Source organism: Streptomyces sp. NPDC004788, assembly GCF_053601115.1.
The window spans coordinates 1-25265 of record NZ_JBSGBF010000089.1 but is presented as its reverse complement, the minus strand read 5'-3'; the positions used below and the strand labels follow the sequence as shown (position 1 = coordinate 25265).

The window sequence follows — 25265 nt, the reverse complement described above, 5'->3', positions numbered from 1 at the left end:
TGAGCGCGGTGCCCCACCGCTTTGCCGCCCTCCCCGCTCTTTCTGCTCGTTCTGCACCACCCCGGCAGACAACGGCGTCTAGCCCCACAAGGAGTCCCCCGTGGCCATCTCGGTCTTCGACCTGTTCTCGATCGGCATCGGCCCGTCGAGCTCCCACACGGTGGGCCCGATGCGCGCGGCCCGCATGTTCGCCCGTCGCCTGAAGAACGAGGGCCTGCTCACGCACGTCGCCACGGTCCGGGCCGAGCTGTACGGCTCGCTCGGCGCCACCGGCCACGGGCACGGCACCCCGAAGGCCGTCCTGCTCGGCCTGGAGGGCCACTCGCCGCGCACGGTGAACGTCGAGACCGCCGACGACGAGGTCGAGCGGATCAAGTCGAGCGGCCGGATCAACCTGCTGGGCGCCCACGAGATCCCGTTCTCCTTCGACGACGACCTGGTCCTGCACCGCCGCAAGGCGCTGCCGTACCACGCCAACGGCATGACGGTCTTCGCGTACGACGCCGAGGGCGCGCTCGTCCTGGAGAAGACGTACTACTCGGTGGGCGGCGGCTTCGTCGTGGACGAGGACGCGGTGGCCGGCGAGAACCCGATCATCCCGGACGACACCGTCCTGAAGTACCCCTTCCGCACCGGTGACGAGCTGCTCCGGCTCACCAAGGACACCGGCCTGTCGATCTCCTCGCTGATGCTGGAGAACGAGAAGGCCTGGCGCACCGAGACGGAGATCCGCGAGGGCCTCCTGGAGATCTGGCGGGTCATGCAGTCCTGCGTCTCGCGCGGCATGTCCCGCGAGGGCATCCTCCCCGGCGGCCTCAAGGTCCGCCGCCGCGCCGCCACCTCCGCCCGCAAGCTGCGCTCCGAGGGCGACCCGGCCGCGCACGCGATGGAGTGGATCACCCTCTACGCGATGGCCGTGAACGAGGAGAACGCGGCGGGCGGCCGCGTGGTCACCGCCCCGACGAACGGCGCGGCCGGCATCATCCCGGCGGTCCTGCACTACTACATGAACTTCGTGCCCGGCGGGGCCTCGGAAGAGGAGAAGGAGGACGGCGTGGTCCGGTTCCTCCTCGCGGCCGGCGCCATCGGCATGCTCTTCAAGGAGAACGCCTCCATCTCCGGCGCCGAGGTCGGCTGCCAGGGCGAGGTCGGCTCCGCCTGCTCCATGGCCGCCGGCGCCCTCGCCGAGGTCCTGGGCGGCTCGCCCGAGCAGGTCGAGAACGCGGCCGAGATCGGCATGGAGCACAACCTGGGCCTGACCTGCGACCCGGTCGGCGGCCTGGTCCAGATCCCGTGCATCGAGCGCAACGGCATGGCGGCGGTCAAGGCCGTCACCGCGGCCCGCATGTCGATGCGCGGCGACGGCAGCCACCTGGTCTCCCTCGACAAGGTCATCAAGACCATGAAGGAGACCGGCGCGGACATGAGCGTGAAGTACAAGGAGACCGCGCGCGGCGGCCTCGCGGTGAACATCATCGAGTGCTGACCGGCCGAGCGGCCGAGCGGCCGGGGAACTGACCGGCCGGGCGGAGACCGGTCAGGTCGATGCCTGGTGCTCCGTCCGGGACGGGCCGACGAGACGTGCGAACGCGAACCGCAGCAGGACGGCGAGCGCGACCAGGGCGACGACGGCGAGGATCACCACGGTGGGGTTGACCCACGCGGGCACCAGGTCGTAGTCCGCGTTGCACTTGTCGTGCAGGGGGAAGAGCTTCGAGAACTCCTCGGCGTGGACCTTCCGGTAGGCCTCGTCGTAGTTCTCGTGGCGCAGGTGGACACAGGTCTCGCGCACGTCGAGACCTCCGGCGAAGAGGCCCCGGGCCCACGCCAGCAGGCCGGCGCAGAGGGAGACGGAGAGGGCGCGCGCCCACCACCTGGGGCGCCGCCAGCTGCCGTCCCGTAGTCCGCCCGCGATGCGGAACAGGTTCCACAGGTTCCACAGCGTCCATCCCGCGAAGAGGATGAGGCCGAGGGGTACGAGGATGTGCTTCATGCTGCTGTTGTCGCCGATCGTCACCGGGCGGAGCGCGCCTGGGCGGCCTTGAGGCACTTCTCGTGGTGCGCCGGTCGTTGAAGCCGAACGACCAGGAGACGCCGCCCCCCGTTGGATGGATTTCCCGGATGCAAACTATCCGCGCCCCGACGGCCCGGACCAGTCATCTTCCGGCCACGGGGGCCCGTCATACGGTGATCGTCATCACGGTTGCGTACCGGCTGCGCAGGCCAGGGCCCGGCGGGCACCGGCTCACCGGGGCAGCAGCCAGTGCGGGTCCGGCACCACCGTGAGCAGCGCGGAGACCAGCACCACCGCGGCGAGCACGCCGAGTTCCACGCGGGCCGGGGGCTGGGCGTCGGCGCCGCGGAGCATGCGACGGCGGGCGGTGAGGGCGAGCAGCGCGGTGAGTCCGAAGAGGCCGAGCTTGACCAGCAGGACCCGGCCGTACGCGGTGCTGAACACGCCGTCGAGCGGCAGCCGGCGCAGGGTGGAGCAGGTGCCGGTGACGCAGAGGGCGCCGAAGACCCAGGCGGCCATCCTCGCGTAGCGCATCAGCACGTCCGGGGCGCCGCCGCGCAGCCGCATGGTGCGGAGCACGTGGGACAGCGTGCCGAACCACAGCGAGGCGGCCGTCAGGTGCACCACGGTGAGGCCGACGCCGATGGCCGGGCTGTACGACTCGGGGTGGGCGCGCATCGCCTCGGCGCCGACGGCGACGGCGAGCGGGAGCGCGGCGAGCGCCGGGCGACGGGTGGCCGCGCAGACGGCGGTGAGGACGAAGGCGTTGGCCGTGACGAGGATCAGCCGGCCCTCGCGGAGCCCGTACACGGTGCTGAGCCCGAGTCCGCTGACGGCGGCGAGCAGGAGCAGCAGTCCCACGGAGGCCGCGCAGCCCAGGGCGGCGGCGGGCAGGGACCAGCGGCGCGGCAGCGGACCCTCCCCGGCGATGCGGACGCCGGCGAGTTCGCCCACGGTGACGGCGAAGGCGATGAGGACGAGGAGCCGCAGCAGGGTGATGGTGCCGGCGGCGGGAATGACCAGTTCGCCGGTGCCCGTCTGGGCGAGCCCGGCGCCGAGGAGCGCGACGGCGAGGACGGCGGTTCCGGCGAGAACCGCGGCCGTCAGGCGGGTCGGGGTGCCGAAGGGCCCGGGGAACGTCACCCCATGATCGTCACCGGGGTCCGGACGGGCGGCAACTCACGTACGTACGCATGGTGGTACGCGGTCCGCGGGGGCTCGGCGGCCCCGTGCCCGCCCGTCCGCCGGACAGCCCTTAGGCCTGCTTGGCCTTGCTGAGGTGGGCCCAGAACTCCTCGAAGGTGAGCTTGCCGTCGTCGTTGCCGTCGCGCTGGGCGATGATCGCCTCGGCGACCGTCTCGGTCACGTTGAAGTCACCCATCTCGGCCATGACGTGCTTGTACTCGGCGGCCGTGATGAAGCCGTCCCCGTCCACGTCGAACTTGTTGAATGCCGTGCGCGCCGACTCGATGTCCGCCACTGCTTCCGCCCCTTCATGGTGCTTCGGTACTTCGATGTAGGGGGCCAGATTAGCGGGGCGCCGCCGTGCCGCATGATGGGGGCATGAGCGCGGACACGGCCGGAACGGTGGCGGGGATACTGGCGGCGGCGGCCCGGGGGGACTTCCCGGCGCCGGACGGGTCGACGACGATCCTGCCGCAGCCGAACGGCCGCGACGCGGGCGTGCTGTCCTTCACGGCGCACTCGGTGGTGTTCCTCGACGAGGACCCGGAGTGGATCCGCGCCGAGCTGGCCGCGGCGTCCGCGGACCCGCTGGTCGCGAGCATGACCCCGGGCTTCCTGACCGCGCTGACGGCCCGCACCGGCCGGTACATGAACACCATCGACCTGATGACGGTCGCGGACGCGCTGCCCGGTGACCCGGGGATCGAGCTGCGGGAGATCGACGACCAGGAGCATCCGCGGGTGGCGCGGGCCCTGAAGTACCGCGACGACGTACGGGTGTGGGTCACCGACGGCGGTCTGGTGACCCTGGGCCGGGGCGTGGCGGGCCGGACGGAGGTCGCGGTCGAGGTCGACGAGGACGTCCGCCACCGCGGCCTCGGCCGCGCCCTGGCGACCGCGGCCCGCCATCTCACCCCGGACCCGGTCGTCTGGGCCCAGGTCTCCCCCGGCAACGCCCGCAGCGTCCGCACGTTCCAGGCGGCGGGCTACCGCACGGTCGGGGCCGAGGCGCTGCTGGTGGCCCGCTAGGCGGTGCCGGGCCCTGAACCGCCGGACACCGCCTAGCGGAAGATGCCGGTGTGGCCGAGCGAGTAGCGGCCGGGCTGCGGGTACACCGCCAGGCCGTGCGGGCCGCTGCCGACCGGGATGCGGGCCAGCTGCTTGCCGTTGGTCGTGTCGATCGCGTACACCTCGGAGTCGTAGCGGCCGGAGAGCCACAGCACCTTGCCGTCGGCGGAGACGCCGCCCATGTCCGGGGAGCCGCCGTCGGGGAGCCACCACTTCTTGGTGAGCTTGTTCCTGGTGAAGTCGAAGACGGAGACGGAGCCCTCGCCGCGGTTGGAGACGTACATCTCCCTGGAGTCGCGGGAGACGTAGAGGCCGTGGCAGCCCTTGCCGGTGGGCAGCAGCGTCGGGGTGGTGAACCGGTCGCCGTCGAGGACCCACATGCCGTGGGCCATCATGTCGGCGACGTAGAAGGTCTTGCCGTCCGGGGAGATCTTCACGTCCTGCGGCATGGCGCCCTGGAAGGGCAGTTTCTGCTGGCCGACGACCTCCATCTTCTCGGTGTCGACCTTGAGCAGCTCGCCGGAGAACTCGCAGGAGACGATGAAGTAGCGCCCGTCGGCGGAGAAGTCGGCGTGGTTGACGCCGTAGCAGCTGACGGGGACGGTCTTCTTCCGCTCCATGGTGTGCGGGTCGCGGAAGACGAGCTCGCGGTCGAGCGAGGCCATGACGACGGCGTACCGGCCGTTCGGGGTGAAGTACAGGTTGTACGGGTCGTGGACCTCGACGGGTTTGCCGGCGGCGCCGGTGGCCGGGTCGATCGGGGTGAGGGTGTGGCCGCGGTCGTTGTTGACCCAGAGGGTCTTCATGTCCCAGGAGGGGACGACGTGCTGCGGCTGGCTGCCGACCGGGATGGTCTCGATGACCTTGTAGGTGGCCGGGTCGATGACGGAGACCGTGTTGGAGTTGGTGTTGGGGACGTAGACCCGGGACGGGAAGTCCTTGACGACCGGCGAGAGCGCGTTCGGCCGGTCGGCGGCGTAGACGTCGTCGGGCTTGAGCAGCGGCGGCATGCCGGGCAGCCCGGTGGGGACGGGGGGCCGCTCCTTCGGTACGGCGGGGAGCGCGCCGGCCTCCTTGGTGCCACCGGTGCGCGGGGTCGCCGGGTGGGGGCCGCCGCAGCCGGCGAGGCCGGCGCCGAGGGCGAGCAGCAGGGCGGCGGCGCCCAGGTTCCTGGTACGAGTCGTGAGGTTCGGCATCAGCTCAGCAGCTCCGTGGTGGTCACCGCGCGCAGGCCGCGGCGGTCGAGGTCGGCGAGGAGGAGGGGCAGCGCGGCGACGGTGTCCGGGTAGCCGAAGTGCAGGCTCACGACGGAGCCGGCCCGGATCCGGCCGGTGACGTTGGCGACGACGGCCGCCGGTCCCGGCCGGGTGAAGTCGAGCGAGTCGACGTCGTACGAGAGGACGTGCGGGTAGCCGGCGCGGCGGGCGGCCCGCTGGACGACGGGGCCGGCGTGCTGGGTGCGCGAGGGCCGGAACCAGGTGCCGATGGAACCGGTGAGGCGGCGCAGCCGGCGGGCGCAGCCCTCGATCTCGGCGTGGGCGTCGGTCTCGCTCATCGCGTTGATGTCGATGTGGCGCTGGGTGTGGTTGCCGAGGTCGTGGCCGCCGTCCAGGATGCGCCGCGCCATCTCGGGGTGCTGGTCGAGCCACTCGCCGACGGCGAGGACGGTGAGGTGCGCGCCGGCGTGCTCGGCCCGGTCGAGGATCGCGCGGGCGAGGGCGGGGTCGCCCTGGCCGTGGAAGGTGAGGGCGACCCGGGGGCGGTCGGGCGGGCCGGCGGCGATCTCGGTGGGGCGGCCCGGGTAGCGGCGGGGCGCCGGGGCGGCGACGGGGGCCGCCGGCGCGGGGCTGCGCGGGCCGGGTTCGGGGCGCGGCTCCGTGCCGCAGGCGGTGGCGAGGGCTCCCGCGAGGGCGGTGGCCGCGCCGGCCCGGAGGGCACCGCGGCGGTCGGTCGGCATCACGGGCACCATTTAAAGGCTGTTAAGCCCGAAAGATAACGATTGGGCCGATTCAGGACGTTTACGGGTCGCGATCAACCGTCCACTCTGCGGACGAGCCGGGGAAACACCCGATGAACCCCATACTTATTCATCATTTACAAGGCAGGTGCTCTAGGTCACCAACGATTCATCGACAATGAATCCAGATATGTCCAGATATGACCCAGTAGGGACTTTTGGCACCGAGGCCACCTGTCTGCCATAGTCGATGACACGACCCCCATTGACCCGGGCCAGGTCGACATAGCTGCCGTGGGCGACACCCCCCCTAGCCCACGGCGCACCACACGGAAGCCCCCAGGCGCCCCAACAGGGCGGACGGGGGCTTCCGTGCGTGCGGGCCGGTCCGGTCACTCCGGGGCCGGGGCGCGCAGCAGCCGGGTGAGCCGGACCGAGGCCTGGTGGGCCTCGGCCAGCGCGAGGGCATGCGCCTCCCGGACCACCGGGGCGTCCGTCCCGGTCGCCGTAGGCTCGGCACCGGCTTCCGGGTCGGGCTCGAGCACGATGTCGAAGCGACCGTGGTCGAAGGAGGTTCCCGGCGCGGGCAGCACCCGGACCACCCGCTCGCGCTTGCCCTGCTTCCGCAGCTCCAGTGCCCGGTGGTGGCAGTACGGGTTGTTCCCCGGCCGTCCGAGCAAGGAGTGCGCGGTCCAAGTACAGCCACCCTGGCAGACGTCCGCGTGGGCACAGCCGGCGCAGAAGCCCCACAGTTCCCGGCGCCGGTCCTCGCGGGCGAAGGACAGCCGGGACGCGGACGCCCACAGCTCCGCGAGCGGCGTGTCGGGCACCCGGCCGGCCCCGTAGGACGCGGTGGGCAGGGACGGGCAGCCCTTCACCGTGCCGTCGGCCTCGATGCCCAGGACGTTACGGCCGGCGAAGCAGCCGGCCCAGGACGCGGCCGGATCACCGCCGCCGCGCAGCAGCGCCTCGTAGGGGCCGAAGTAGCCGATGTTGTTGCCCGGTTGCAGCAGCAGTCCGCCCGCCAGACCCTCCGTGTACAGCTCGGCGAGCAGCGGCATCAGCTCGTTCATCCGGTACGGCTGCATCAGCAGCTGGTGGTGGTCGGCGGCCCGGCCCATCGCGACGGTGAGCTGCACCTGCCAGTTGCGCACGCCGGCTGCCAGGAACTCCTGGAGCAGCTCGCGCAGGTGCGGCAGGACGGCGCCGGTGATCTGGGTGTTGACGCTCGTCCTGATCCCGTGGGCGCGCAGCAGGCCGAGCGCCTCGATGGCAGCGGCGTACGATCCGGGGCGGCCACGGAGGTGGTCGTGCAGCGGGGCCGGCCCGTCGACGGAGACGCCGCAGGCGACGAGGCCGGCCTCGGCCGCCCGGGCGACGCGCGCCTCGGTGAGCCGCCAGGCGCCGGTCTGCATCGTGCACTGCATCCCGGCGTCGGTGACGGCCCGGACGATCTCCGCCCAGTCGGCTCGCAGATACGCCTCGCCGCCGATCAGCGTGACCTCGCGGGTGCCCGCGTCCCGGAGCTGCCGGACGACATCCAGGCACTCCCGCGTGGTCAGCTCGCGCGGACGCCGGCTGCCCGCGCGCGAACCGCAGTGGCCGCATTTCAGATTGCAGGCCAGGGTCAGTTCCCACACGGCGTGCACGAGCTGGTGCTCCCGCACTTCCCGGGCGTCCACGCTCCGGTGGGGTCTCGCCGCGCGCCGCCGGTCCGCCGACGCGTCAGCCATCCGCTCCGCCCGCCCGGTCCAGGCGGTCGATCGCCGTCTGCAGCGCCTCCAGGGCCTGTCTCACCTCGCCGCGCCGGTCGTCCGCGACGGGCGCGAAGTCGATGCCGTACAGGGCCCTGCGGGCCGCCTCGGCGACCGCCTTCATGTGCTGGAGGTCGTTGCCGGCGATCGCGTCGTGGATCGGGGGGCCGTAGGGGGGAACGGGATGAATGCCGGGGGGCTCGGCCACGTCGCCGGTCATGCTCTCTCCCTTTCAGGCGTATGCGTAGGAACTCGAGGAGTATTCGGAGTAGTCCCCGCCCCCGTTGAGGGCCGCCAGGGGCAGGTCCTGGGCGCAGCCGGCGCAGGTGACGGACCGACCACCGTCCCTGCCGCGGACCGTGACCCAGGCGGTCTCGGCGTCGGTGAGAACGGACCGGAGCCGTTCCCGGTCGTGCTGTCCGGTGTCGACGGCCGTCTTGGCGAAGTCCAGGAAGGTGAGGGCGCGGCCGCAGTACGGGCAGACGCGCTCCACCACCCGGAACGGCCCGCGCAGCGCGGAGGGCTCGGCGTCGAGGAAGTCGGCGAGTTCCTGGACCTCGTCGTCGGTCATCGTCCGCAGCGACGGCGGGTCGTCCAGCGGAAGCCGCTCGATGACGCCGGCCCCGACCTCGTACGTCCTCGTCCTCTCGGGCCGCTCCCGCAGCATCTCCACGATCTCGTCATAGCCCAGCTTCACGGGTGGAACCTCCTTCGGCGGTGCGGGCCTTGCGCGGGGCCGCCTGTTCCCGGGCGGCCTTGTGTCCGGCAGAGAACTCCCTGCCGTAGTAGATGAGGATCTCCTCGCCGGGAGCGATGTCCCGGCATGCCTCGACTTCCATCACGGCAGCCTCCGGATCGACGGACCAGCTCGCGTTGGGGCTGTCGGCGTGGTTGTACAGGGCGCCGTATCCCAGGGGCAGCACGACCCTCAGGGGCCGGGTGGACACGGTGACGGCGTGGTCGAACAGAACGGCGCTGCTCCGCCACGCCGATCCGTCCAGCCGCAGGATCGGACAGCGTTCGACGAGCTCGCCGGATGCGAACGCACGGCCGGCGAACACGCCGCGGCCGGCGATCCGGGACGGACCCGCCACCACGTCCCCGCACCTGGTCTCCATCGGTCGCACGGGCTCAGGAAGAGGAGCCGGCGGCGTCCGGGCCGCCGTACCGGTGCCACGGATAGGGGCCTTCGATCTCCGCGACATTGACCGACCGGAAGTAGCCGGCCGCCACCAGGGGATCCCGGCGCGCGGTGTCCCAGGCGTCGTCCAGGTCCGGCGCGGTGAGAAGCATGTACCCCTCCTTGCCGCTCGCCTGGTGCCCGACGAAGTGCAGCCGGCCCTCCTGGTACAGCTCGCCGAGGCGGGTGACATGGGCGACTTCCGTCTCCGCTTCCGGCGGCGCCATCTGCACGGGGCTGGGGTCGGAGAACGTCACGAGGAACATCCGCGGGCCGCTCGGGCCGTTGAGGAACCGCATCCGGTCGGGGTCCTGGAACGGCAGCGGAACCTGCTCGTCAGCGGGGTCGACCGCGCCTTTGGGGCCGACGAGCACACCGAACCCGAAGGGGAGCGGGCTGACCCGTTCCGCACGCATGTCCTCGACGGCCACGTCGTCGGCCACCATCATGGGCGTCTTGGGCGGGTATCCGCCGACGCAAAAGCTGCAACCGGTCATCACTGTCTCCTGGGTCGTCCTGCGACCATTGAGACACACAGAGTGACGAGGCGCGCGTTTTGAAGGTCGGATGGGCCCGTTTCCGTCACCCTCAGCGATTTTCGAGGGCCGGCAGCACCCCTAGCGGTCCATGACCCGCATCTCGAACCAGGTGGTCTTGCCGCGCGGCGCCAGGTCGACGCCCCAGCGGTCGGAGAGCTTGTCGACGAGGAAGAGGCCGCGGCCGCTGGTGTCCAGCTCGTGCACCGGCATCAGACAGGGCAGCCCGCGCGAGGGGTCGCGGACCTCGATCCGGATCCAGCCGCGGCGGCGCAGCATCCGCAGTGCGAAGACCCGGGCCCCTGTGTGCCGGACCGCGTTGCCGACGAGTTCGGAGACGAGCAGCACCGCGTGCTCGGCGATCTGCGGGTTCAGTTTCCAGTGGCGCAGCACCACCCACTCGGTGAGCCGGCGGGCGACCGCGGCGGACTCGGGGCGGGACGGCAGCCGGGCGTCCTCCTCGGCCGGGTTGCCGTACATCGCCAGCGCCTCGGTCGCCAAGTCCTGTGCGTCCGGGGCCGGTTCGTCCTCGGCGCCCGGCACCCACCGTGCGGCGGTCGCACCGCCACGCTGCCGCGGTTGTTCCGTACCCTCCAGGCCCGCCATGCCCCCATCATGGCCGCACGGAGCCGCCCGCGGGGCCGTTCCGGGGGAATCGATCCCCCGGAATCGACAATTCCACGAGACTGACGGAGGCATATGCCAAAGTCAGTCGAAAGACCGTCTCAAGACGGTCCGGCTCAGACGAACTTGGCCTTGCCCGGACCCTCCTCGACGAAGCTGCGCATCCCGCGCTCCCGGTCCTCCGTCGCGAACAACCCCGCGAACCAGGTGCGTTCGATGGCGAGGCCGGTGTCGATGTCCGCCTCCAGACCCTGGTCGATCGCCTCCTTGGCGGCCCGCAGCGCGACGGCCGGGCCCTGGGCGAGCTTCGCGGCCCAGGCGTGCGCCTGCTCGTAGACCTCGGCGGCCGGGACGACCCGGTCGACCAGGCCGAGCTGGAGCGCCTCGTCGGCCTTCACCATGCGGCCGGTGAAGATGAGGTCCTTCGCCTTCGAGGGGCCGATGAGGCGGGAGAGCCGCTGGGTGCCGCCGGCGCCCGGGATGAGGCCGAGCAGGATCTCGGGCTGGCCGAGCTTGGCGTTGTCCGCCGCGATCCGGTAGTCGGCGCACAGCGCCAGCTCGCAGCCGCCGCCCAGCGCGTAGCCGGTGACGGCCGCGACGACGGGCTTCGGGATGCGGGCGATCGCCGTGAAGGAGTCCTGCAGCGCGCGGGACCGCTTGACCATGGCCACGTGGTCCATGACCTGCATCTCCTTGATGTCCGCGCCGGCCGCGAACACCTTCTCGCCGCCGTAGAGGACGACCGCGCGGACGTCGTCGCGGTCGGTCACCTCCTGGGCCAGCTCGCGCAGCCGGTCCTGGGTGGCGACGTCCAGGGCGTTCATCGGGGGACGGTCGAGGCGGATCGTGCCGACGCCTTCGGCGACTTCGAGGTTCACAGTCATGGACCGAAGGTTAGCCGCCGTTAACGGGAAGGGCCCCGGTGCTGTTGCTCACAGCACCGGGGCCCTGTCGGCTCGTACGGGACGAGGCTTACGCCTTCCACTCCGACCAGGACATGTTCCAGCCGTTGAGGCCGTTGTCCGGCTGGATCTGCTTGTCCTTCGAGTTCTTCACGATGACGACGTCACCGATGAGCGAGCGGTCGTAGAACCAGGCCGCCGGGGTCGAGCTGTCACCCGCGCCGCGGGCGTCGCGCAGACCGACGCAGCCGTGGCTGGTGTTGGTGTTGCCGAAGATGCCCGGGGAGCCCCAGTAGTTGCCGTGCACGAAGGTGCCCGAGGCGGACAGGCGCATCGCGTGCGGCACGTCCTTGATGTCGTACTCGCCGCCGAAGCCCACGGTGGCGCCGTTCATGCGGGTCACCTTGTACTTCTCGCTGATGACCATCTGCCCGTTGTACGTCGTCGTGGACGGCGCGCCCGCGCTGATCGGGATGGTCTTGATGATCTTGCCGTCGCGCTCGACCTTCATGGTGTGCGCGGAGGCGTCCACCGTGGAGACCTGGCGGCGACCGATGGTGAAGGAGAACGTCTTCTTCTGCTTGCCGTAGACGCCCGGCCGGCCCTCGACGCCGTCGAGATTGAGCTGCACGGTCACCTTGGTGCCGGCGGCCCAGTAGTTCTCGGGACGGAAGTCGAGGCGGTCGTTGCCGAACCAGTGGCCCTCGATCGGCACGGCCGGCACGGCCGTCACCTTGATGGCGCGCTCCACGGCCTCCGGGTCGGTGATGCCCCGGGTGAAGTTGATGGAGACCGGCATGCCGACGCCGACGGTCTCGCCGTTCTCCGGCGTGTAGTGGCCGATGAAGGTGTTCTTCGGGACGAGCGTGGTGAAGGTGGTGTCCTTCGCCGACTCACGGCCGTCGGAGTCCTGGGCGATCGCGTGCACCTTGTACTGGGTGCTCGCGGACAGGTGCGAGGTCGGCTCCCAGCTGGCACCGTCGGCGGAGATCTTCCCGTCGACCTTGTTGCCCTCGGAGTCGGCGACCGTGACCGTGGTCAGCTTGCCCTGGTCGGCCGTCACCTTCAGCGCGCCGCTGGTGGCGACGGAGTCCGCGCCGTCCTTCGGGGCGACGTTGACGACCGCCTGCGAGGCCGCATTCTCCTGCTTGCCGCCGGCGCTGCCCGCCGGGTCCTGGCCCCCCTTGCCGCCGCCGGTGGCACCCCCGCCGCCGCCGCACGCCGTCAGGACGAGGAGCAGCGTCCCCGTCGCCAGGGCGCCCAGGCGGGCGCTGCGCCGCCGTCGTCCCGCGGTCGCCTCGGATATCGGCTGCCCGTTCACTATGGATCTCTCCCCTCGCACGACCCGGCACCGCCAGGGCCCCACCCCCGTGCGCATCCTTCCGCGCACACGGCGTTAGATAATCACACCGTGGGACACGAAAGTTCCTCGTGAATGTCACCGTTCAGTCGCAGTTGCCGTGATAGAGCGGAAGCCGGCCCCTCAGTTCGGCGCCGAACCGGCGGAGAAACCCTCAGCTCAGCGCCGAGCCCTCCTTCCAGCGGCTCCACTCCACGTTCCAGCCGCCGAGCCCGTTGTCCGGGGCGACCTGCTTGTCGCGCGAGTTGACGACCTCGATCACGTCCCCGACCAGCGTCCGGTCGAAGAACCAGCCCGCCGGGGTGTCCGCACCGCCGCCCTTCACGTCCCGCAGACCGACGCAGCCGTGGCTGACGTTCGCCGAGCCGAAGGTGTCCGCCGAGGCCCAGTAGTTGCCGTGCAGGAAGGTGCCCGAGTCGGTGAGCCGCATCGCGTGCGGCACGTCCTTGATGTCGTACTCGCCGCCGAAGCCGACTGTCCGCCCGTCCATCCGCGTCACGTCGAAGAGCTCCGTGACCACCATCTTCCCGTTGTACGTGGTGGTCTTCGGCGCGCCCGCGGTGATCGGCAGCGTGGTGAGCGGCTCGCCGTCGCGCACGATGTCCATCGTGTGCTTCTCGGCGTCGACGCGGGAGACCTGCGAGCGGCCGACGGTGAAGCCGATGGTCTTGCGCTGGATCCCGTAGACGCCCGGCGCGCCCTCGACGTCGCGCAGCCCGAGGTCGACGGTGACCCTGGTGCCCGGCTGCCAGTACGCGGCGGGGCGGAAGTCGAGCCGGTCCTTGCCGAACCAGTGGCCGACGACCTCCACCGGCGGGTCGGAGGTCACGCTGATGGCCCGCTCGACCTCGGCGCGGTTCTCGATCTCCCGGTTGAAGGAGAAGGAGACGATCATGCCGACGCCGACCGTGGAGCGGTTCTCCGGCTTGAAGTAGCCGATGAAGCGGTGCTCGGGGACGACGGTGGTGAAGGTGGTGTGCCGGGCCGAGCGGCGGCCGTACCCGTCCAGGGCGACCGCGTCGACGCTGTACTTGGCGGCGAGCGCGAGCCGGGTGCCGGGCCGGGGCCGCCAGTGCAGCCCGTCCGTGGAGATCTCCCCCGCGAGCTCGGTGCGCTGCGCGTCCTCCACCTGGACCACCGTCACCCGCTCAAGGCGCCCGCTGTCGACCGAGATCTCCACCGGGTCCCCGGCGAGCACCCCGCGGCTGCCGTCCTCGGGGCTCACCCGGATCACATCGCCCGGCGCCCGGGCCTTTCCGGGCAGGGGGCCGTCGAACAGGCCGCCGCCCCCGCCGTCCGTTCCGCTGCAGCCCGCGAGGCCCGCGAGCAGGCCCGCCACGGCGAGCGCGAGCCCCGCCCGCTTCAGTACATGTCTCACGCCCGGCCCAACGACGGCCCCCCTCCAGGGGAAACGTGCGGGCGCGGCATGTTGGGAGCGGGGCCGACCGGGCAGAACAGTCGGGAGGACGTACGGGGAGCCGCGGCCGGGACGCCGCCCTGCGCCGTACGAGAGCCGCGGGAGGCCGGACGGTGTCGAGCGCAGCCGAGCAGGAGGCGGTACGTCAGCGTGCCCATGAGCCACGGGTGCCGGTGGTGTGGCCGGGGGCGCCGACGCCGCTGGGCGCCCGGGTCCGGGTCGGGCCGGACGGGGCCATGGGCACCAACTTCGCGTTGTGGGCGGGCGGGGCGGAGGCGGTGGAGCTGTGTCTGTTCGCGCCGGACGGCACGGAGACCCAGCTGCCGCTGACCGAGCTGACCCATGAGATCTGGCACGGCTTCGTGCCCGGCGTCGGCCCCGGACAGCGGTACGGCTACCGGGTGCACGGCCGCTGGGACCCGTGGACCGGAGCCCGCTGGAACCCGGCGAAGCTGCTTCTCGACCCGTACGCGCGGGCCGTCGACGGGGACTTCACGCTGCCGCCGGAGGTGTACGGCCACGTCCGCGACTGGCCGCAGCAGCATGTCGCCGACACCGTCCGCGACGAGCGGGACTCCGCCCCGTACGTCCCCAAGGGCGTCGTCGTCCAGGACGACGACGACTGGTCCGACGACCGCCGGCCCAAGACGCCCTGGCCGGACTCGGTCATCTACGAGCTGCACGTCCGCGGCTTCACCATGCGTCACCCGGGCATCCCCGAGCACCTGCGCGGCACCTACGCGGGCCTCGCGCACCCGGCGGCCGTCGAGCACCTCGTACGGCTCGGGGTGACGGCGGTCGAGCTGCTGCCGGTGCATCAGTTCGCGCACGAGGACCATCTGCTGCGGCGCGGGCTGTCCAACTACTGGGGCTACAACTCGATCGGCTACTTCGCCCCGCACGCCGGCTACTCCTCGTCCGGCACCACCGGGCAGCAGGTCGGCGAGTTCAAGCGGATGGTGCGGGCGCTGCACGCGGCCGGGATCGAGGTGATCCTCGACGTCGTCTACAACCACACCGCGGAGGCCGGCGAGCTGGGCCCCACGCTGTCCCTGAAGGGGATCGACAACCGCGGCTACTACCGGCTCCAGTCGGACGCCCGCCGCTACGCCGACTACACCGGCTGCGGCAACACCCTGCACGTGGTGCAGCCGCAGGTGCTGCGGCTCATCACCGACAGCCTGCGCTACTGGGTCACCGAGATGGGCGTGGACGGCTTCCGCTTCGACCTGGCCGCGGCGCTCGCGCGGTCGATGCACGACGTCGACATGCTCTCGCCGTTCCTCGCGGTCATCGCCCAGGACCCGGTGCTGCGGCGGGTGAAGCTGATCGCCGAGCCGTGGGACGTCGGCAACGGCGGCTACCAGGTGGGCGCCTTCCCGCCGCTGTGGACCGAGTGGAACGACCGCTACCGGGACGCCGTGCGGGACTTCTGGCGCGGCGCGCTGCCGGACGTGCGCGACCTCGGCTACCGGCTCTCCGGCTCCAGCGACCTGTACGCGTGGGGCGGCCGGCGCCCGTACGCCTCGGTCAACTTCGTCACCGCGCACGACGGCTTCACGCTCCGCGACCTCGTCACGTACGAACGCAAGCACAACGAGGCCAACGGCGAGGGCAACCGGGACGGCACCCACGACAACCGGTCCTGGAACTGCGGCGTGGAGGGCGAGACCGACGACGCGGAGGTGGGCGCCCTGCGCCGCCGCCAGTCCCGCAACCTGCTGACCACGCTGCTGCTCTCCACCGGCGTGCCGATGCTGGTCGCGGGCGACGAGATGGGCCGCACCCAGGGCGGCAACAACAACGCCTACTGCCAGGACAACGAGATCGGCTGGCTCGACTGGACGCTGCCCGAGGAGCCGGGCCGCGCCCAGTTGCTCGCGCTGACCCGGCGGCTGCTCGCGCTGCGCCACCGGCATCCGGTGCTGCGCCGCGGCGCCTTCTTCTCCGGCCGGCCGCAGGGCGCGGACGGGCTGCGGGACCTGGCCTGGTTCACCACCGAGGGCACCGAGATGACCGAGCGGGACTGGTACGCGCCCGCCGCCACGCTCGGCCTGTACCTGTCGGGCCGTGACATACCGGGCCGGGACGCCCGCGGCGAGCAGGTCCTCGACGACAGCTTCCTCGCGGTGCTGCACGCCGGACCCCGCCCGGTGCGCTTCCGGCTGCCGGGCCCGCCGTGGGCGGAGTCGTACGAACTGGTCGTCGACACCGCCCTGGAGGACCAGTCCGGCCCGCCGGGCACGGTGCACCCGGGCGGGGAGAAGATCACGGTGGCGGAGCGGTCGGTGGTGCTGCTGCGGGTGGCCGGGGTTCAGGAGAGCTGCACGTAGCAGGTGTAGTCGCCCTCGATGTCGACGTCCGGGCCGGTGTAGGAGGAGCTGGAGGAGCCGGCGCCGTAGGTGTAGTACGTGCCGGCCGGACGCGCGTCGCGCACCCAGGCGGCCGGCGCGGAGTCGAACCTGCTGCCGCAGCGCTCGCCAGCCTTCTTGTCGGCGACGCCGGTCGGGTTGCCCTCGATGCTCTCCTTGATCTTCACCTGGCCGAAGACCCGCAGGTCGGCGTCGCTCCCGCAGGGGACGGCGCGGACCAGGTCGAGGCTGCCGGCGAGGCCGGTGTCGGCGGAGCCGCAGGCGCCGGGCTTGAGCTTGGCGAGCGGGGTGAGGGCCTTCTCGGCGTCCTCGGCCTTCCTCGCCTGCCACTCCTGCGGGTCGCCCACCTTGGTGCTGCCGAAGCCGGCGACGGCGTATTCGGCCTTGAGGGAGGTGACGCCCTTGAGGAGCCCGTCCTTGTGCAGCGCCTTCAGGACGGGCTTGTAGTCGGCGGTCGCCCGGGTGAGCCGGCCCTTTGCGTCGAGCACGACCGTCAGCGCGACCCGCTCGCCGCCCCGGAAGTACTTCAGCGTGGGCTGGAGGTTGTACGGCAACGCGGGCGCGGCCGTCTGCGGCGTGATGGTCAGCTCGTACGTACGGTTGCCGCGGGCGTCCTTGACCGGCTGCTTCGTCGCGTCGGCGTTCCGCACCACCTCGGCGAGGGTCCCGCCGTACGGGGCGGTCTCACCGGCCCGCTGGAGGATGCCGTCGTAGAGGTCGACGACGTCCATGGACGCCTGCGAGGAGTAGCGCAGCCAGCCGCCCCGCCTGGTCCGGTAGTCGACCTGGTTGCCCTGGATCTCGTACGACTCGCGCACGGGCTTGGCGCCGGGCCGGCCGCCGAGGTCGGCGGCGGCGTCCTCGGGGAAGCGGCGCGGGATGTCCAGGACGCGCCCGGCTTGGGCGCGGTCCTCGATGTAGTCCTGCACGCCGCTGGCGCTGTCCACGGCCGTGCCGTGGGCGGAGCCGTAGCGGAGCGTCCAGGTGAATCCTGCGGTTCCGGCCGCGTGGGTGGCCTTGGTGGCGGCCTGGAGCTGGTCGTCGAGCCGTACGTCGAAGACCGGCGTCCCCGACGGCGACGGGCTCGCCGCCCCCTTGGCGTCGCCCGGACCCCCGGACTGGCATGCCGCCAGCGCCGTGAGCAGCAGCGGCAGCAGCGCCGTGGCACGTGCGCGTCGGTTGTGTGTGGTCCCCACCCTTGTGTTCCTCATTCCCGCCCCAGGATCGATGGCCGGTGATCCTACGGGACGGGGGTCAGCCGCTGCGACCGAGAATGCCCCGCTCGTAGCCGACGGCGACCGCCGCGGCCCGGTCCTTGGCGCCCAGCTTGGCGAAGATGTGGGTGAGATGGGTCTTCACGGTGGCCTCGCTGATGAACAGCTCGGCGGCGATCTCGCGGTTGGAGGTGCCCTTGGCGACGAGTTCGAGGACCTCGCGCTCGCGGGCGGAGAGCGACTCGTCGGCGGGCGGGGCGGGGGTGCGGACCCGGGAGACGAGGCGGCTCGCGACGGCCGGGGAGAGCACGGTGCGGCCCTCGGCGGCGGCCCGGACGGCGGCGAACAGCTCCTCGCGCGGCGCGTCCTTGAGGAGGTAGCCGGTGGCGCCGGCCTCGATGGCGGGCAGGGTGTCGGTGTCCGTGTCGTACGTGGTGAGGACGAGGACCCGGGCGCGGGCGCCGCGCCGGGCGAGCTCGGCGATGGCGTCGACGCCGCCGCCACCGGGCATGCGAAGGTCCATCAGGACGACGTCCGGATCGAGGCGCTCGGCGAGCTCGACGCCCTCGACCCCGTTCGACGCCTCGCCGAGGACCCGGAAGGCGGGGTCGGCCTCGAACATGCCGCGCAGACCGTCGCGGACCACGGGGTGGTCGTCCACGAGGAGGAGGGTGATCTCAGACATGGCGCTCATCGGGACCCAACGGTACGCGAGCGCTGACGGCGGTGCCGTGACCGGGTTCGGCCTCCAACGTGAGGTGTCCGGCGAGCCGTTCGGCCCGGGCGCGCATGCCGTCGAGGCCGAAGCCGCCGGCCCGGGACCGGGCGGGGACGGCGGCCGGATCGAATCCCTGGCCGTCGTCGCGGACGTCGAGGGTGATCTCGTCGCCCATGTAGGAGAGGGTGACGCCGGCGCGGGCGGCGCCCGAGTGGCGCTCGGCGTTGGCCAGGGCTTCCTGGGCGATCCGCAGGAGGGTGGCGGCGATCTCGTCGTGCAGCGGGCGCTCGGTGCCGGTGACGGTGAACCGGGCGGTGATTCCGGTGCGTTCGGACCAGGCCGCGACGGTCTTCTTCAACGCCTCGGGCAGGGTGTCGTGTTCCAGGGCGACCGGGCTGAGGTTCTGCACGGAGCGGCGGGCCTCGCCGAGGCTGTGCCGGGCGAGGTCGGCGGCGCGCCCCAGGTGGACCCGGGCGAGCTCGGGGTCGGTGGTCATGGAGACCACCTGGAGCTGGGCGATGACGCCGGTGAGGCCCTGCGCGATGGTGTCGTGGATCTCGGCGGCGAGCCGCCGCCGCTCGTCGGCGACGCCGGCCTCGCGGGCCTGCACGAGGAGCTGGGCCTGGAGCGCGGCGTTCTCGGCGAGGGCCTGCTCCAGGCGGGCGTTGGTGCGGGCGAGCGTGGCGGCCTTCTCCGCCTCCTTCTGGCCGAGGTGGGCGAGGCCGAGGGCGAGGCAGGCGTTGATGACGAACAGCCCGCCGAACGCCACCCATTGGAGCACGAAGCGGGGTGGCAGGCCGCCGGACTGGGATCCGGCGAGGGTGAGCGCGACGGCGAGCAGTCCGGCCCGGCCCAGGACCGGTCGGGGCGGAAGCAGGTGGTAGGCGTCGAAGTAGCCCATGCACGCGAAGACGGCGAAGAAGGGGTTGACCCAGGTGAGCGCGAACGCGAGGGCGGTACGGAGCACGAAGTAGCAGGTGGAGGCGGGGCCAGGGGCGCCTGGGACGAGGTGGACGATCGCCTGGCCGGGGTGGGGTTCCACCGGCTCCGGGTCGGGCCGGCCACGCTGGTGGAAGCTCCACCAGAGCTGGAGGGTGAGGGCCGCCACGAGGAGCGCGACGGCGACGAGCGGGCGGGGGCTGTGCGGGATCTGGTCGGCCGTGGCGACGGCGAGGACGGTGGCGATGGCGAGCAGCCCGTACGGCCCCCAGCGGAAGAACTGCCGCCAGCGGGCCTCGACCGTCGTGGCCCCCGTGGCCGTGCCGGTGCCGCCGCTCGTGGTCGTGATCACTTCGCCCCTCATGTACGTCACTCCCAGCGGAACCAGCGGACCGCCGCCCCGGTGAGCAGCACCGCCCACAGGGCCATCACCCCGAGCGCGCTCCAGGCGGGCCAGTCACCCGTGGCGGCGGCGTCGAGCGCCCGGGAGGCGGCGCCGCACGGCGTGAACTCGACGATCCCGCGCAGCGTATCCGGCATGCCCTGGACCGGCAGCCAGACACCCGCCGTGAACATGCTGGGGAAGTAGACGGCCGAGCCGACCGCCTGGGACATCTTCTGGGTGCGGGAGACCGCGCAGACCGCCGCGCCGAGCGCGAGGGTGCCGGAGACGGCGAGGAGCAGCGCGAGGGCGTAGCCGGGGAGGTTCCCGGGCAGGGCGACGTCGAAGGCGATCCGGCCGGTGGCGATCACGAGCAGCGCGGAGACCAGCGAGGCGACGCCGTTCAGGGCGAGCTGGGCGCCGAGAAGGGCGCGAGGGCGGACCGGGGTGGTGGACAGGCGGCGCAGGATGCCGTTCTCGCGATAGCCGGTGAGGGCCGGCGGCATGGCCTGGAGGCCGGCCGTGATCATCGCGAAGAGGACGGCCACGGGGACGTAGTAGTCGATGACCCGGGCGCCGCCGAAGTCGGCGCCCGGCTCGCGGAAGGACGGGATGCTGCCGAGGATCACCAGGAGCAGGGTGGGCGCGATCATCACCCAGAACAGGGCGCCGGGTTCGCGGGCGAAGAGGCGGAGTTCGGTGCGCAGGAGGGTGAGGGCGGGGCGGCTGCGCGGGGCGGCATGGGCGGTGGGCGGGGTCATGGGCGTCGCGGTGGTCACTGGTCGGCTCCGGTCAGGTCGAGGTAGGCGTCGTCGAGGGTCGCGTCGGTGACGCGCAGGCCGCGGGCGGTGAGGCCGCGGCGGGCGAGCAGCCGGACGAAGGCGTCGACGGTGGCGTCGGTGCCGGTGACGACGGTCCGGCCGCCCTGGGTGTGCACGGCGGTGGCGCCGGGCAGGGCGAGGAGTTCGGCCCGGTCGATGCCTGCGTCGCGTCCGTCGTCCTCGTACGAGACGGACTTGGCGGCCCCGGCCCGGCGGATCAGCCCGGCGGGGGTGTCGAGGGCGGTGACCCGGCCGCGGTCGATGACGGCGATCCGGTCGCACAGCCGCTGGGCCTCCTCCATGAAGTGGGTGACGAGGAGGACGGTCACGCCGCTGTCCCGTACGGACTCGACGAGCGCCCAGGTGTCGCGGCGGGCCCGTGGGTCGAGGCCGGTGGTGAGTTCGTCGAGGATGACCGCGCGCGGGTTGCCGACGAGCGCCAGGGCGATGAACAGGCGCTGCTGCTGACCGCCGGACAGCTTCGCGTACCGCTTGCCCAACTGGTCCGTCAGGGCCAGCCGTTCGGCCAGGTCCCGCCAGTCGGCGGGACGCTCGTGGAAGGACGCGTACAGTTCGAGCGCCTCGCGGACGGTGAGCTTGGGCTGGAGCGCGCTCTGCTGGAGCTGGACGCCGAGCAGCCGGGTGACCTCGGCGTGCCGGGTGACGGGGTCGAGCCCGGCGACCCGGACGGTGCCGGCGTCGGGGACGCGCAGTCCGGCGACGCACTCGACGGTGGTGGTCTTGCCGGCGCCGTTGGGGCCGAGGATGCCGAAGATCTCCCCTTCCTCGACCGTGAACGTGACGCCGTCGACGGCCTTGCGCTCGCCGTAGGCCTTCTGCAGGTCCTGAACCTCGATCATGGGCATGACCCAAGGTTCGGTCGCGCGGCCGGGCGGCGGTATCGGCCATCGCGCTCGATCCGCGATCAGCCGATCGGTTGATGAGCGGCTACGACCGGCGGACCGTCCGCGGCTCCGACGGCGTTCCGACCGCGGGCCGTCCGCGGCTCCGGTCGGTGGCCGGAAAACCACATGAGCGATGTCAGGGGTGAACCTTAGGCTCGGCCCTGATGCCCTCAGAACATGTACCCACCAAGAATGCGGCCCCCGGCCGCTCCACCACCCGTACGCTGCTGCGGCTCTGGCCGTACGTCGTACCGGTGCGCGCCCGCCTGTTCACGGCCGCGTTCGTCGCGGTCGTCGCCTCGCTGCTCTCCATCGTCATCCCGCTCGTGCTGAAGTGGCTGGTCGACGGTCCGGTGGCGGCGGGCGACACGGCGGGGGTCTGGTTCGGCGCCCTGTACCTGCTGCTGCTCGGGATCGCGGAGGCGGTCCTCTTCGGCATACGGAGGTGGCTGGTGGCGCGGCCACTGGCGGGCGTCGAGGCGACGATGCGGGCCGATCTCTACGGGCGGCTGCAGCGGCTCCCGATCGCCTTCCACGACCGCTGGGCGTCCGGCCAGCTGCTCTCGCGCGCGACGGCGGACCTGATCGTGGTCCGCCAGTTCCTGGCCTTCCCGCTGACCTTCCTGCTCGTCAACGGCGTGACGATCCTGGCCGGTTACGCGCTGCTGCTCGCCCAGGACTGGACCCTCGGCCTGGTGCTGCTGGGCCCGGTGGTGCCGCTGGTGGTCCTCTGCTCGGTCTTCGAGCGGCGGTACGCTGTGGTGGCGCGGCGCGCGCAGGACCAGGTGGGCGATCTGACGACGGTGGTCGAGGAGGGCGTGCTCGGCATCCGGATCGTCAAGGGCTTCGGGCGCCATCGCAGCCAGGCGGAGGCGTTCCGCACGCTGGCCGAGCGGCTGCGCGGCACGGAGCTGGTCAAGGCCCGGCTGCTCGCCGGGATCTGGGCGGTCATCACGCTGTTGCCGGAGCTGGCGGTGGGCTCGGCACTGGTGCTCGGCACGGTGCAGGTGGCGGACGGGGAGCTGTCGCCGGGCACGCTGGTGGCGTTCCTGTCGACGGCGCTCGCGCTGCGCTGGCCGGTGGAGTCGATCGGCTTCCTGCTGGCTCTGGTGCAGGAGTCGGCGACGGCGACGGAACGGTACTTCGAGGTGATGGACGCGGCGGAGGAGTCGGATCCGGCCGCCGCCGGGGGCACTGGGCAGGACGTCGTGGCGGACGGCGTGCGGTTCGAGAACGTCAGCTTCCGCTTCCCGGACGCCCCGGCCGGCGCGCCGCCCGTCCTCGACGGCGTCGACCTGCACATCCGGCCCGGCGAGACGCTGGCGCTCGTCGGCGGGACGGGTTCCGGCAAGACCACGCTCACCGCGCTCGTACCGCGGCTGCACGAGGTCACCGGGGGGCGGATCCTGCTGGACGGCGAGGACATCGCGCTGATGCCGCGGGAGCGGCTGCGGTCGCTGGTGTCGGTGGCGTTCGAGGAGCCGACGCTCTTCTCGGCGACCGTCGGCGCGAACGTCCTGATGGGCGCCGGGCCGGACGCCGCCGAGCCGGAGCTGCGGCGCGCGCTGGAGGTCGCCCAGGCCGACGGCTTCGTGGACCGCCTCCCGGACGGCGCCGCGACCGAGGTCGGCGAGCAGGGCCTGAGCCTCTCCGGCGGCCAGCGGCAGCGGCTCGCGCTGGCCCGCGCGGTGGTCGGCCGGCCGCGCTTCCTGATCCTGGACGACCCGCTGTCGGCGCTCGACGTCCACACGGAGGCCCGTGTCGAGGCGGCGCTGCGGGAGGTGCTGCGCGACACGACCGCCCTGGTCGTCGCCCACCGCCCGTCCACGGTGCTGCTCGCCGACCGGGTCGCCCTGCTGTCCGGCGGCCGCGTCACGGCCGTCGGCACCCACCACGAACTGCTGCGCACCAGCGCCGAGTACGCCTGGCTGATGTCCGGCGAGCGCGAGGAGGACCGGGACCGATGACGGACACGAGCACGGGGACCCCGGCGGCGACCGGCGACGGTCCCGGCGACCCCTTCGACCGGGACGACCTCCCCGTCGCGCCCGGTGCCACCGGGCGGCTGCTGCGTTCGCTCCTCGCCGCGCACCGGTGGCGGGTCGGGCTGGGGGCGCTGGTGCTGCTCGTGCAGCAGGCGGCGCTGCAGGCGGGGCCGCTGATCGTGGCGTACGCGCTCGACCGGGGCGTGCCGGCCTTCCGGGCCGGGGATCACGGGCCGCTGGTCGCGGTCGCCGTCGGGTACCTGCTGTGCGCGGCGGCCGGCGGGCTGCTGCAGTACGCGTTCGTCCGGGTCGCGGCCCGGGTCAACCAGGACGTGCTGCTCGACCTGCGCGGGCGGATCTTCCGGCACGCGCAGGTGCTGAGCGTCGACTTCCACGAGCGCTACACCTCCGGCCGGCTGATCTCCCGGTCCACGACCGACGTGGAGTCGCTGCGCGAGCTGCTCTCCGAGGGGCTGCAGGAGCTGATCGCCGTCGTCCTCTCCTTCGTGTCGATCTCGCTGGTGCTGCTGTGGCTGGATCTGGGCATCGGCGCGGTCGCGGTGGCGTCGTTCGGGCCGTTGTATCTGCTCGTACGGATCTACCGGCGCCGCTCGGCCCTGGTCTTCGCGGAACGGTCGACGGCGGCCGCCGGGGCCATCGTGAAGTTCGCGGAGACGATGAACGGGATCCGGCCGGTGCGGGCGTTCCGCCGGGAGCGGGCCAACGACGCCGAGTTCGCGGTCCTGAACCGGCGCCACGAGCGCAGCAACGGCGACGCGCTCCTCGAAATGGCCCGCTATGTCGTCGGTTCCCGGCTCGTCGCCAACACGGCGGTGGCCGGAATGTGCCTGTGGGGCGCGTGGCGCGTCGCGCACGGTTCGCTGGAGCTCGGCGTGCTCGCCGCGGCCGTGCTGTACGTGCGGCGGCTCTACGACCCGATCGACCGGCTCGGCATGTTCCTCAACTCGTACGAGTCGGCGGCGGCCTCGCTCGCCAAGATCGCCGGGCTGCTCGCGCAGGAGCCGGGCGTGCCGGAGGCGGCCGCGCCGCGCGAGCTGCCGGCCAGGACGGGGGCGGCGCCGGGGCGCGAGGTGGTTTTCGAGGGCGTGCGGTTCGCGTACCGCACGGGCGGCGAGGTGCTGCCGCGCTTCGACCTGACGATCCCGGCCGGCCAGACGGTCGCCGTGGTCGGCGCGACCGGCGCGGGCAAGTCGACGCTGGCGAAGCTGCTGGCCCGCTTCTACGACCCGACCGACGGCCGGGTGCTCCTCGACGGGGTGGACCTGCGCGATCTGGCCACGCCCGAGCTGCGGCGGGGTGTGGTCATGGTGACGCAGGAGGCGTTCCTGTTCTCGGGGACGGTCGCCGAGAACATCGCGATCGGCCGGCCGGACGCGACCCGCGCGGAGATCGAGCAGGCGGCGAAGGCGATCGGCGCGCACGACTTCATCGCGGGCCTGCCGGACGGCTACGACACGGACGTGCGCAAGCGCGGCGGCCGCATCTCGGCCGGACAACGGCAACTGGTGGCCTTCGCCCGGGCGCTGCTCGCCGATCCGGCGGTGCTCATCCTGGACGAGGCGACGAGCTCGCTCGACGTGCCGGGCGAGCGGGCGGTGCAGCGCGCGATGGGCACGGTGCTCGCGGGCCGTACGGCGGTGGTGATCGCCCACCGGCTCTCCACGGTGGAGGTCGCCGACCGGGTCCTGGTGATGGAGGCGGGCCGCGTGGTGGAGGACGGCTCGCCGGCCGAACTGGTCGGCGGCGAGGGCCGGTACGCGGGGCTGCACCGGGCCTGGCGCGACAGTCTGGTGGGCTGAAGCCCCCGCGCGGCCCGGCCCCGGCGGCACCCGCCCCGGGGCCGCCCGGCCCTGGCCGCACCCCGTCGCGGCGCCACGGGGCCCGGCCCGCCCCCCGCGACGGGCGCCGCGC

At 72.6% G+C, this 25265-nt stretch carries 22 protein-coding genes and 1 pseudogene; 4 read left to right on the top strand and 19 right to left on the bottom strand.

Annotated features, from left to right (window positions below):
* The first annotated feature begins 100 nt into the window (after window positions 1–100).
* Window positions 101–1486 (top strand): L-serine ammonia-lyase, encoded by a 1386-nt coding sequence (locus ACWEJX_RS29755; protein ID WP_451610513.1) that lies wholly within the window; start codon window positions 101–103, stop codon window positions 1484–1486.
* A 51-nt stretch (window positions 1487–1537) separates the two neighbouring features.
* Here the strand turns inward: ACWEJX_RS29755 and ACWEJX_RS29750 are convergent, their stop codons facing one another.
* From ACWEJX_RS29750 to ACWEJX_RS29740, 3 genes are all read right to left on the bottom strand, one after another.
* Window positions 1538–2017 carry a hypothetical protein gene (locus tag ACWEJX_RS29750; protein WP_451610512.1) on the bottom strand — a complete coding sequence of 160 codons (480 nt, stop codon included), beginning with the start codon at window positions 2015–2017 and terminating at the stop codon, window positions 1538–1540.
* Between the two features lie 228 nt (window positions 2018–2245).
* Entirely contained in the window at window positions 2246–3157 is a 912-nt protein-coding gene (locus ACWEJX_RS29745) for a CopD family protein (RefSeq protein WP_451610511.1), read from the bottom strand.
* Window positions 3158–3269: 112 nt separating this feature from the next.
* Window positions 3270–3494, bottom strand: a complete 225-nt coding sequence (locus ACWEJX_RS29740; protein ID WP_451610510.1) for an EF-hand domain-containing protein — start codon at window positions 3492–3494, stop codon at window positions 3270–3272.
* Between the two features lie 83 nt (window positions 3495–3577).
* Between ACWEJX_RS29740 and ACWEJX_RS29735 the strand changes: the two genes are divergently transcribed.
* A complete protein-coding gene (locus ACWEJX_RS29735; RefSeq protein WP_451610509.1) occupies window positions 3578–4228 on the top strand; it encodes a GNAT family N-acetyltransferase in 651 nt (216 codons plus the stop codon).
* Between the two features lie 32 nt (window positions 4229–4260).
* On the opposite strand, the gene ACWEJX_RS29730 is transcribed toward ACWEJX_RS29735, so the two are convergent.
* The 11 genes from ACWEJX_RS29730 to ACWEJX_RS29680 form a co-directional block, all read right to left on the bottom strand.
* A complete protein-coding gene (locus ACWEJX_RS29730) occupies window positions 4261–5463 on the bottom strand; it encodes a YncE family protein (protein ID WP_451610508.1) in 1203 nt (400 codons plus the stop codon).
* Window positions 5463–6224 carry a polysaccharide deacetylase family protein gene (locus tag ACWEJX_RS29725; RefSeq protein WP_451610507.1) on the bottom strand — a complete coding sequence of 254 codons (762 nt, stop codon included), beginning with the start codon at window positions 6222–6224 and terminating at the stop codon, window positions 5463–5465. Before ACWEJX_RS29725 ends, ACWEJX_RS29730 begins: the two co-directional genes overlap by 1 nt.
* 392 nt (window positions 6225–6616) lie before the next feature.
* Window positions 6617–7906 carry a radical SAM protein gene (locus ACWEJX_RS29720; protein ID WP_451610506.1) on the bottom strand — a complete coding sequence of 430 codons (1290 nt, stop codon included), beginning with the start codon at window positions 7904–7906 and terminating at the stop codon, window positions 6617–6619.
* 43 nt (window positions 7907–7949) lie between these two features.
* The gene (locus ACWEJX_RS29715) at window positions 7950–8198 is read right to left on the bottom strand and encodes a DUF1843 domain-containing protein (protein ID WP_451610505.1); all 249 of its coding nucleotides are present in this window, start codon (window positions 8196–8198) and stop codon (window positions 7950–7952) included.
* A 12-nt stretch (window positions 8199–8210) separates the two neighbouring features.
* Window positions 8211–8675, bottom strand: coding sequence for a hypothetical protein (locus ACWEJX_RS29710; protein ID WP_451610504.1), 465 nt, complete (start codon window positions 8673–8675; stop codon window positions 8211–8213).
* A complete protein-coding gene (locus tag ACWEJX_RS29705) occupies window positions 8659–9096 on the bottom strand; it encodes an SET domain-containing protein-lysine N-methyltransferase (protein WP_451610503.1) in 438 nt (145 codons plus the stop codon). The genes ACWEJX_RS29710 and ACWEJX_RS29705 overlap by 17 nt, the downstream gene beginning before the upstream one ends.
* A gap of 13 nt (window positions 9097–9109) precedes the next feature.
* On the bottom strand, window positions 9110–9655 hold the full coding sequence (locus ACWEJX_RS29700; RefSeq protein WP_451610502.1) for a YciI family protein: 546 nt from the start codon (window positions 9653–9655) through the stop codon (window positions 9110–9112).
* A gap of 120 nt (window positions 9656–9775) precedes the next feature.
* Window positions 9776–10300, bottom strand: coding sequence for an ATP-binding protein (locus ACWEJX_RS29695; RefSeq protein ID WP_451610501.1), 525 nt, complete (start codon window positions 10298–10300; stop codon window positions 9776–9778).
* 134 nt (window positions 10301–10434) lie between these two features.
* Window positions 10435–11202, bottom strand: coding sequence for an enoyl-CoA hydratase/isomerase family protein (locus tag ACWEJX_RS29690; protein WP_451610500.1), 768 nt, complete (start codon window positions 11200–11202; stop codon window positions 10435–10437).
* An 88-nt stretch (window positions 11203–11290) separates the two neighbouring features.
* Entirely contained in the window at window positions 11291–12541 is a 1251-nt protein-coding gene (locus ACWEJX_RS29685) for a L,D-transpeptidase (RefSeq protein WP_451610499.1), read from the bottom strand.
* Window positions 12542–12734: 193 nt separating this feature from the next.
* Complete coding sequence (locus tag ACWEJX_RS29680) at window positions 12735–13958, bottom strand: Ig-like domain-containing protein (protein WP_451610498.1); 1224 nt, start codon at window positions 13956–13958, stop codon at window positions 12735–12737.
* Between the two features lie 152 nt (window positions 13959–14110).
* On the opposite strand from ACWEJX_RS29680, the gene glgX reads away from it, so the two are divergent.
* Window positions 14111–16330, top strand: coding sequence for a glycogen debranching protein GlgX (gene glgX, locus ACWEJX_RS29675; RefSeq protein ID WP_451610497.1), 2220 nt, complete (start codon window positions 14111–14113; stop codon window positions 16328–16330).
* Here the strand turns inward: glgX and ACWEJX_RS29670 are convergent.
* From ACWEJX_RS29670 to ACWEJX_RS29650, 5 genes are read right to left on the bottom strand one after another with little or no spacing between them, the layout of a single operon-like run.
* Entirely contained in the window at window positions 16312–17565 is a 1254-nt protein-coding gene (locus ACWEJX_RS29670) for a hypothetical protein (protein WP_451610496.1), read from the bottom strand. The two genes, glgX and ACWEJX_RS29670, sit on opposite strands and share 19 nt — an antisense overlap.
* A 58-nt stretch (window positions 17566–17623) precedes the next feature.
* Complete coding sequence (locus tag ACWEJX_RS29665) at window positions 17624–18277, bottom strand: response regulator (RefSeq protein ID WP_451610495.1); 654 nt, start codon at window positions 18275–18277, stop codon at window positions 17624–17626.
* Window positions 18261–19604 (bottom strand): sensor histidine kinase, encoded by a 1344-nt coding sequence (locus ACWEJX_RS29660; RefSeq protein ID WP_451610494.1) that lies wholly within the window; start codon window positions 19602–19604, stop codon window positions 18261–18263. The genes ACWEJX_RS29665 and ACWEJX_RS29660 overlap by 17 nt, the downstream gene beginning before the upstream one ends.
* 5 nt (window positions 19605–19609) lie before the next feature.
* Window positions 19610–20383 carry an ABC transporter permease gene (locus tag ACWEJX_RS29655; protein ID WP_451610521.1) on the bottom strand — a complete coding sequence of 258 codons (774 nt, stop codon included), beginning with the start codon at window positions 20381–20383 and terminating at the stop codon, window positions 19610–19612.
* 14 nt (window positions 20384–20397) lie between these two features.
* Window positions 20398–21309, bottom strand: coding sequence for an ABC transporter ATP-binding protein (locus tag ACWEJX_RS29650; RefSeq protein WP_451610493.1), 912 nt, complete (start codon window positions 21307–21309; stop codon window positions 20398–20400).
* A gap of 274 nt (window positions 21310–21583) precedes the next feature.
* On the opposite strand from ACWEJX_RS29650, the pseudogene ACWEJX_RS29645 reads away from it, so the two are divergent.
* Window positions 21584–25153: pseudogene (locus ACWEJX_RS29645) on the top strand (ABC transporter ATP-binding protein); the annotation flags it as partial.
* Window positions 25154–25265: the final 112 nt, after the last annotated feature.

Bases quoted from the DNA above. Each gene is read 5' to 3' on its own strand.
- ACWEJX_RS29735 (WP_451610509.1), top strand. From the start codon at position 3,578: ATGAGCGCGGACACGGCCGGAACGGTGGCGGGGATACTGGCGGCGGCG.
- ACWEJX_RS29730 (WP_451610508.1), bottom strand. From the start codon at position 5,463: ATGCCGAACCTCACGACTCGTACCAGGAACCTGGGCGCCGCCGCCCTG.
- ACWEJX_RS29725 (WP_451610507.1), bottom strand. From the start codon at position 6,224: ATGCCGACCGACCGCCGCGGTGCCCTCCGGGCCGGCGCGGCCACCGCC.
- ACWEJX_RS29715 (WP_451610505.1), bottom strand. From the start codon at position 8,198: ATGACCGGCGACGTGGCCGAGCCCCCCGGCATTCATCCCGTTCCCCCC.
- ACWEJX_RS29705 (WP_451610503.1), bottom strand. From the start codon at position 9,096: ATGGAGACCAGGTGCGGGGACGTGGTGGCGGGTCCGTCCCGGATCGCC.
- ACWEJX_RS29700 (WP_451610502.1), bottom strand. From the start codon at position 9,655: ATGACCGGTTGCAGCTTTTGCGTCGGCGGATACCCGCCCAAGACGCCC.
- ACWEJX_RS29695 (WP_451610501.1), bottom strand. From the start codon at position 10,300: ATGGCGGGCCTGGAGGGTACGGAACAACCGCGGCAGCGTGGCGGTGCG.
- ACWEJX_RS29690 (WP_451610500.1), bottom strand. From the start codon at position 11,202: ATGACTGTGAACCTCGAAGTCGCCGAAGGCGTCGGCACGATCCGCCTC.
- ACWEJX_RS29665 (WP_451610495.1), bottom strand. From the start codon at position 18,277: ATGAGCGCCATGTCTGAGATCACCCTCCTCCTCGTGGACGACCACCCC.
- ACWEJX_RS29660 (WP_451610494.1), bottom strand. From the start codon at position 19,604: ATGAGGGGCGAAGTGATCACGACCACGAGCGGCGGCACCGGCACGGCC.
- ACWEJX_RS29655 (WP_451610521.1), bottom strand. From the start codon at position 20,383: ATGACCCCGCCCACCGCCCATGCCGCCCCGCGCAGCCGCCCCGCCCTC.
- ACWEJX_RS29650 (WP_451610493.1), bottom strand. From the start codon at position 21,309: ATGCCCATGATCGAGGTTCAGGACCTGCAGAAGGCCTACGGCGAGCGC.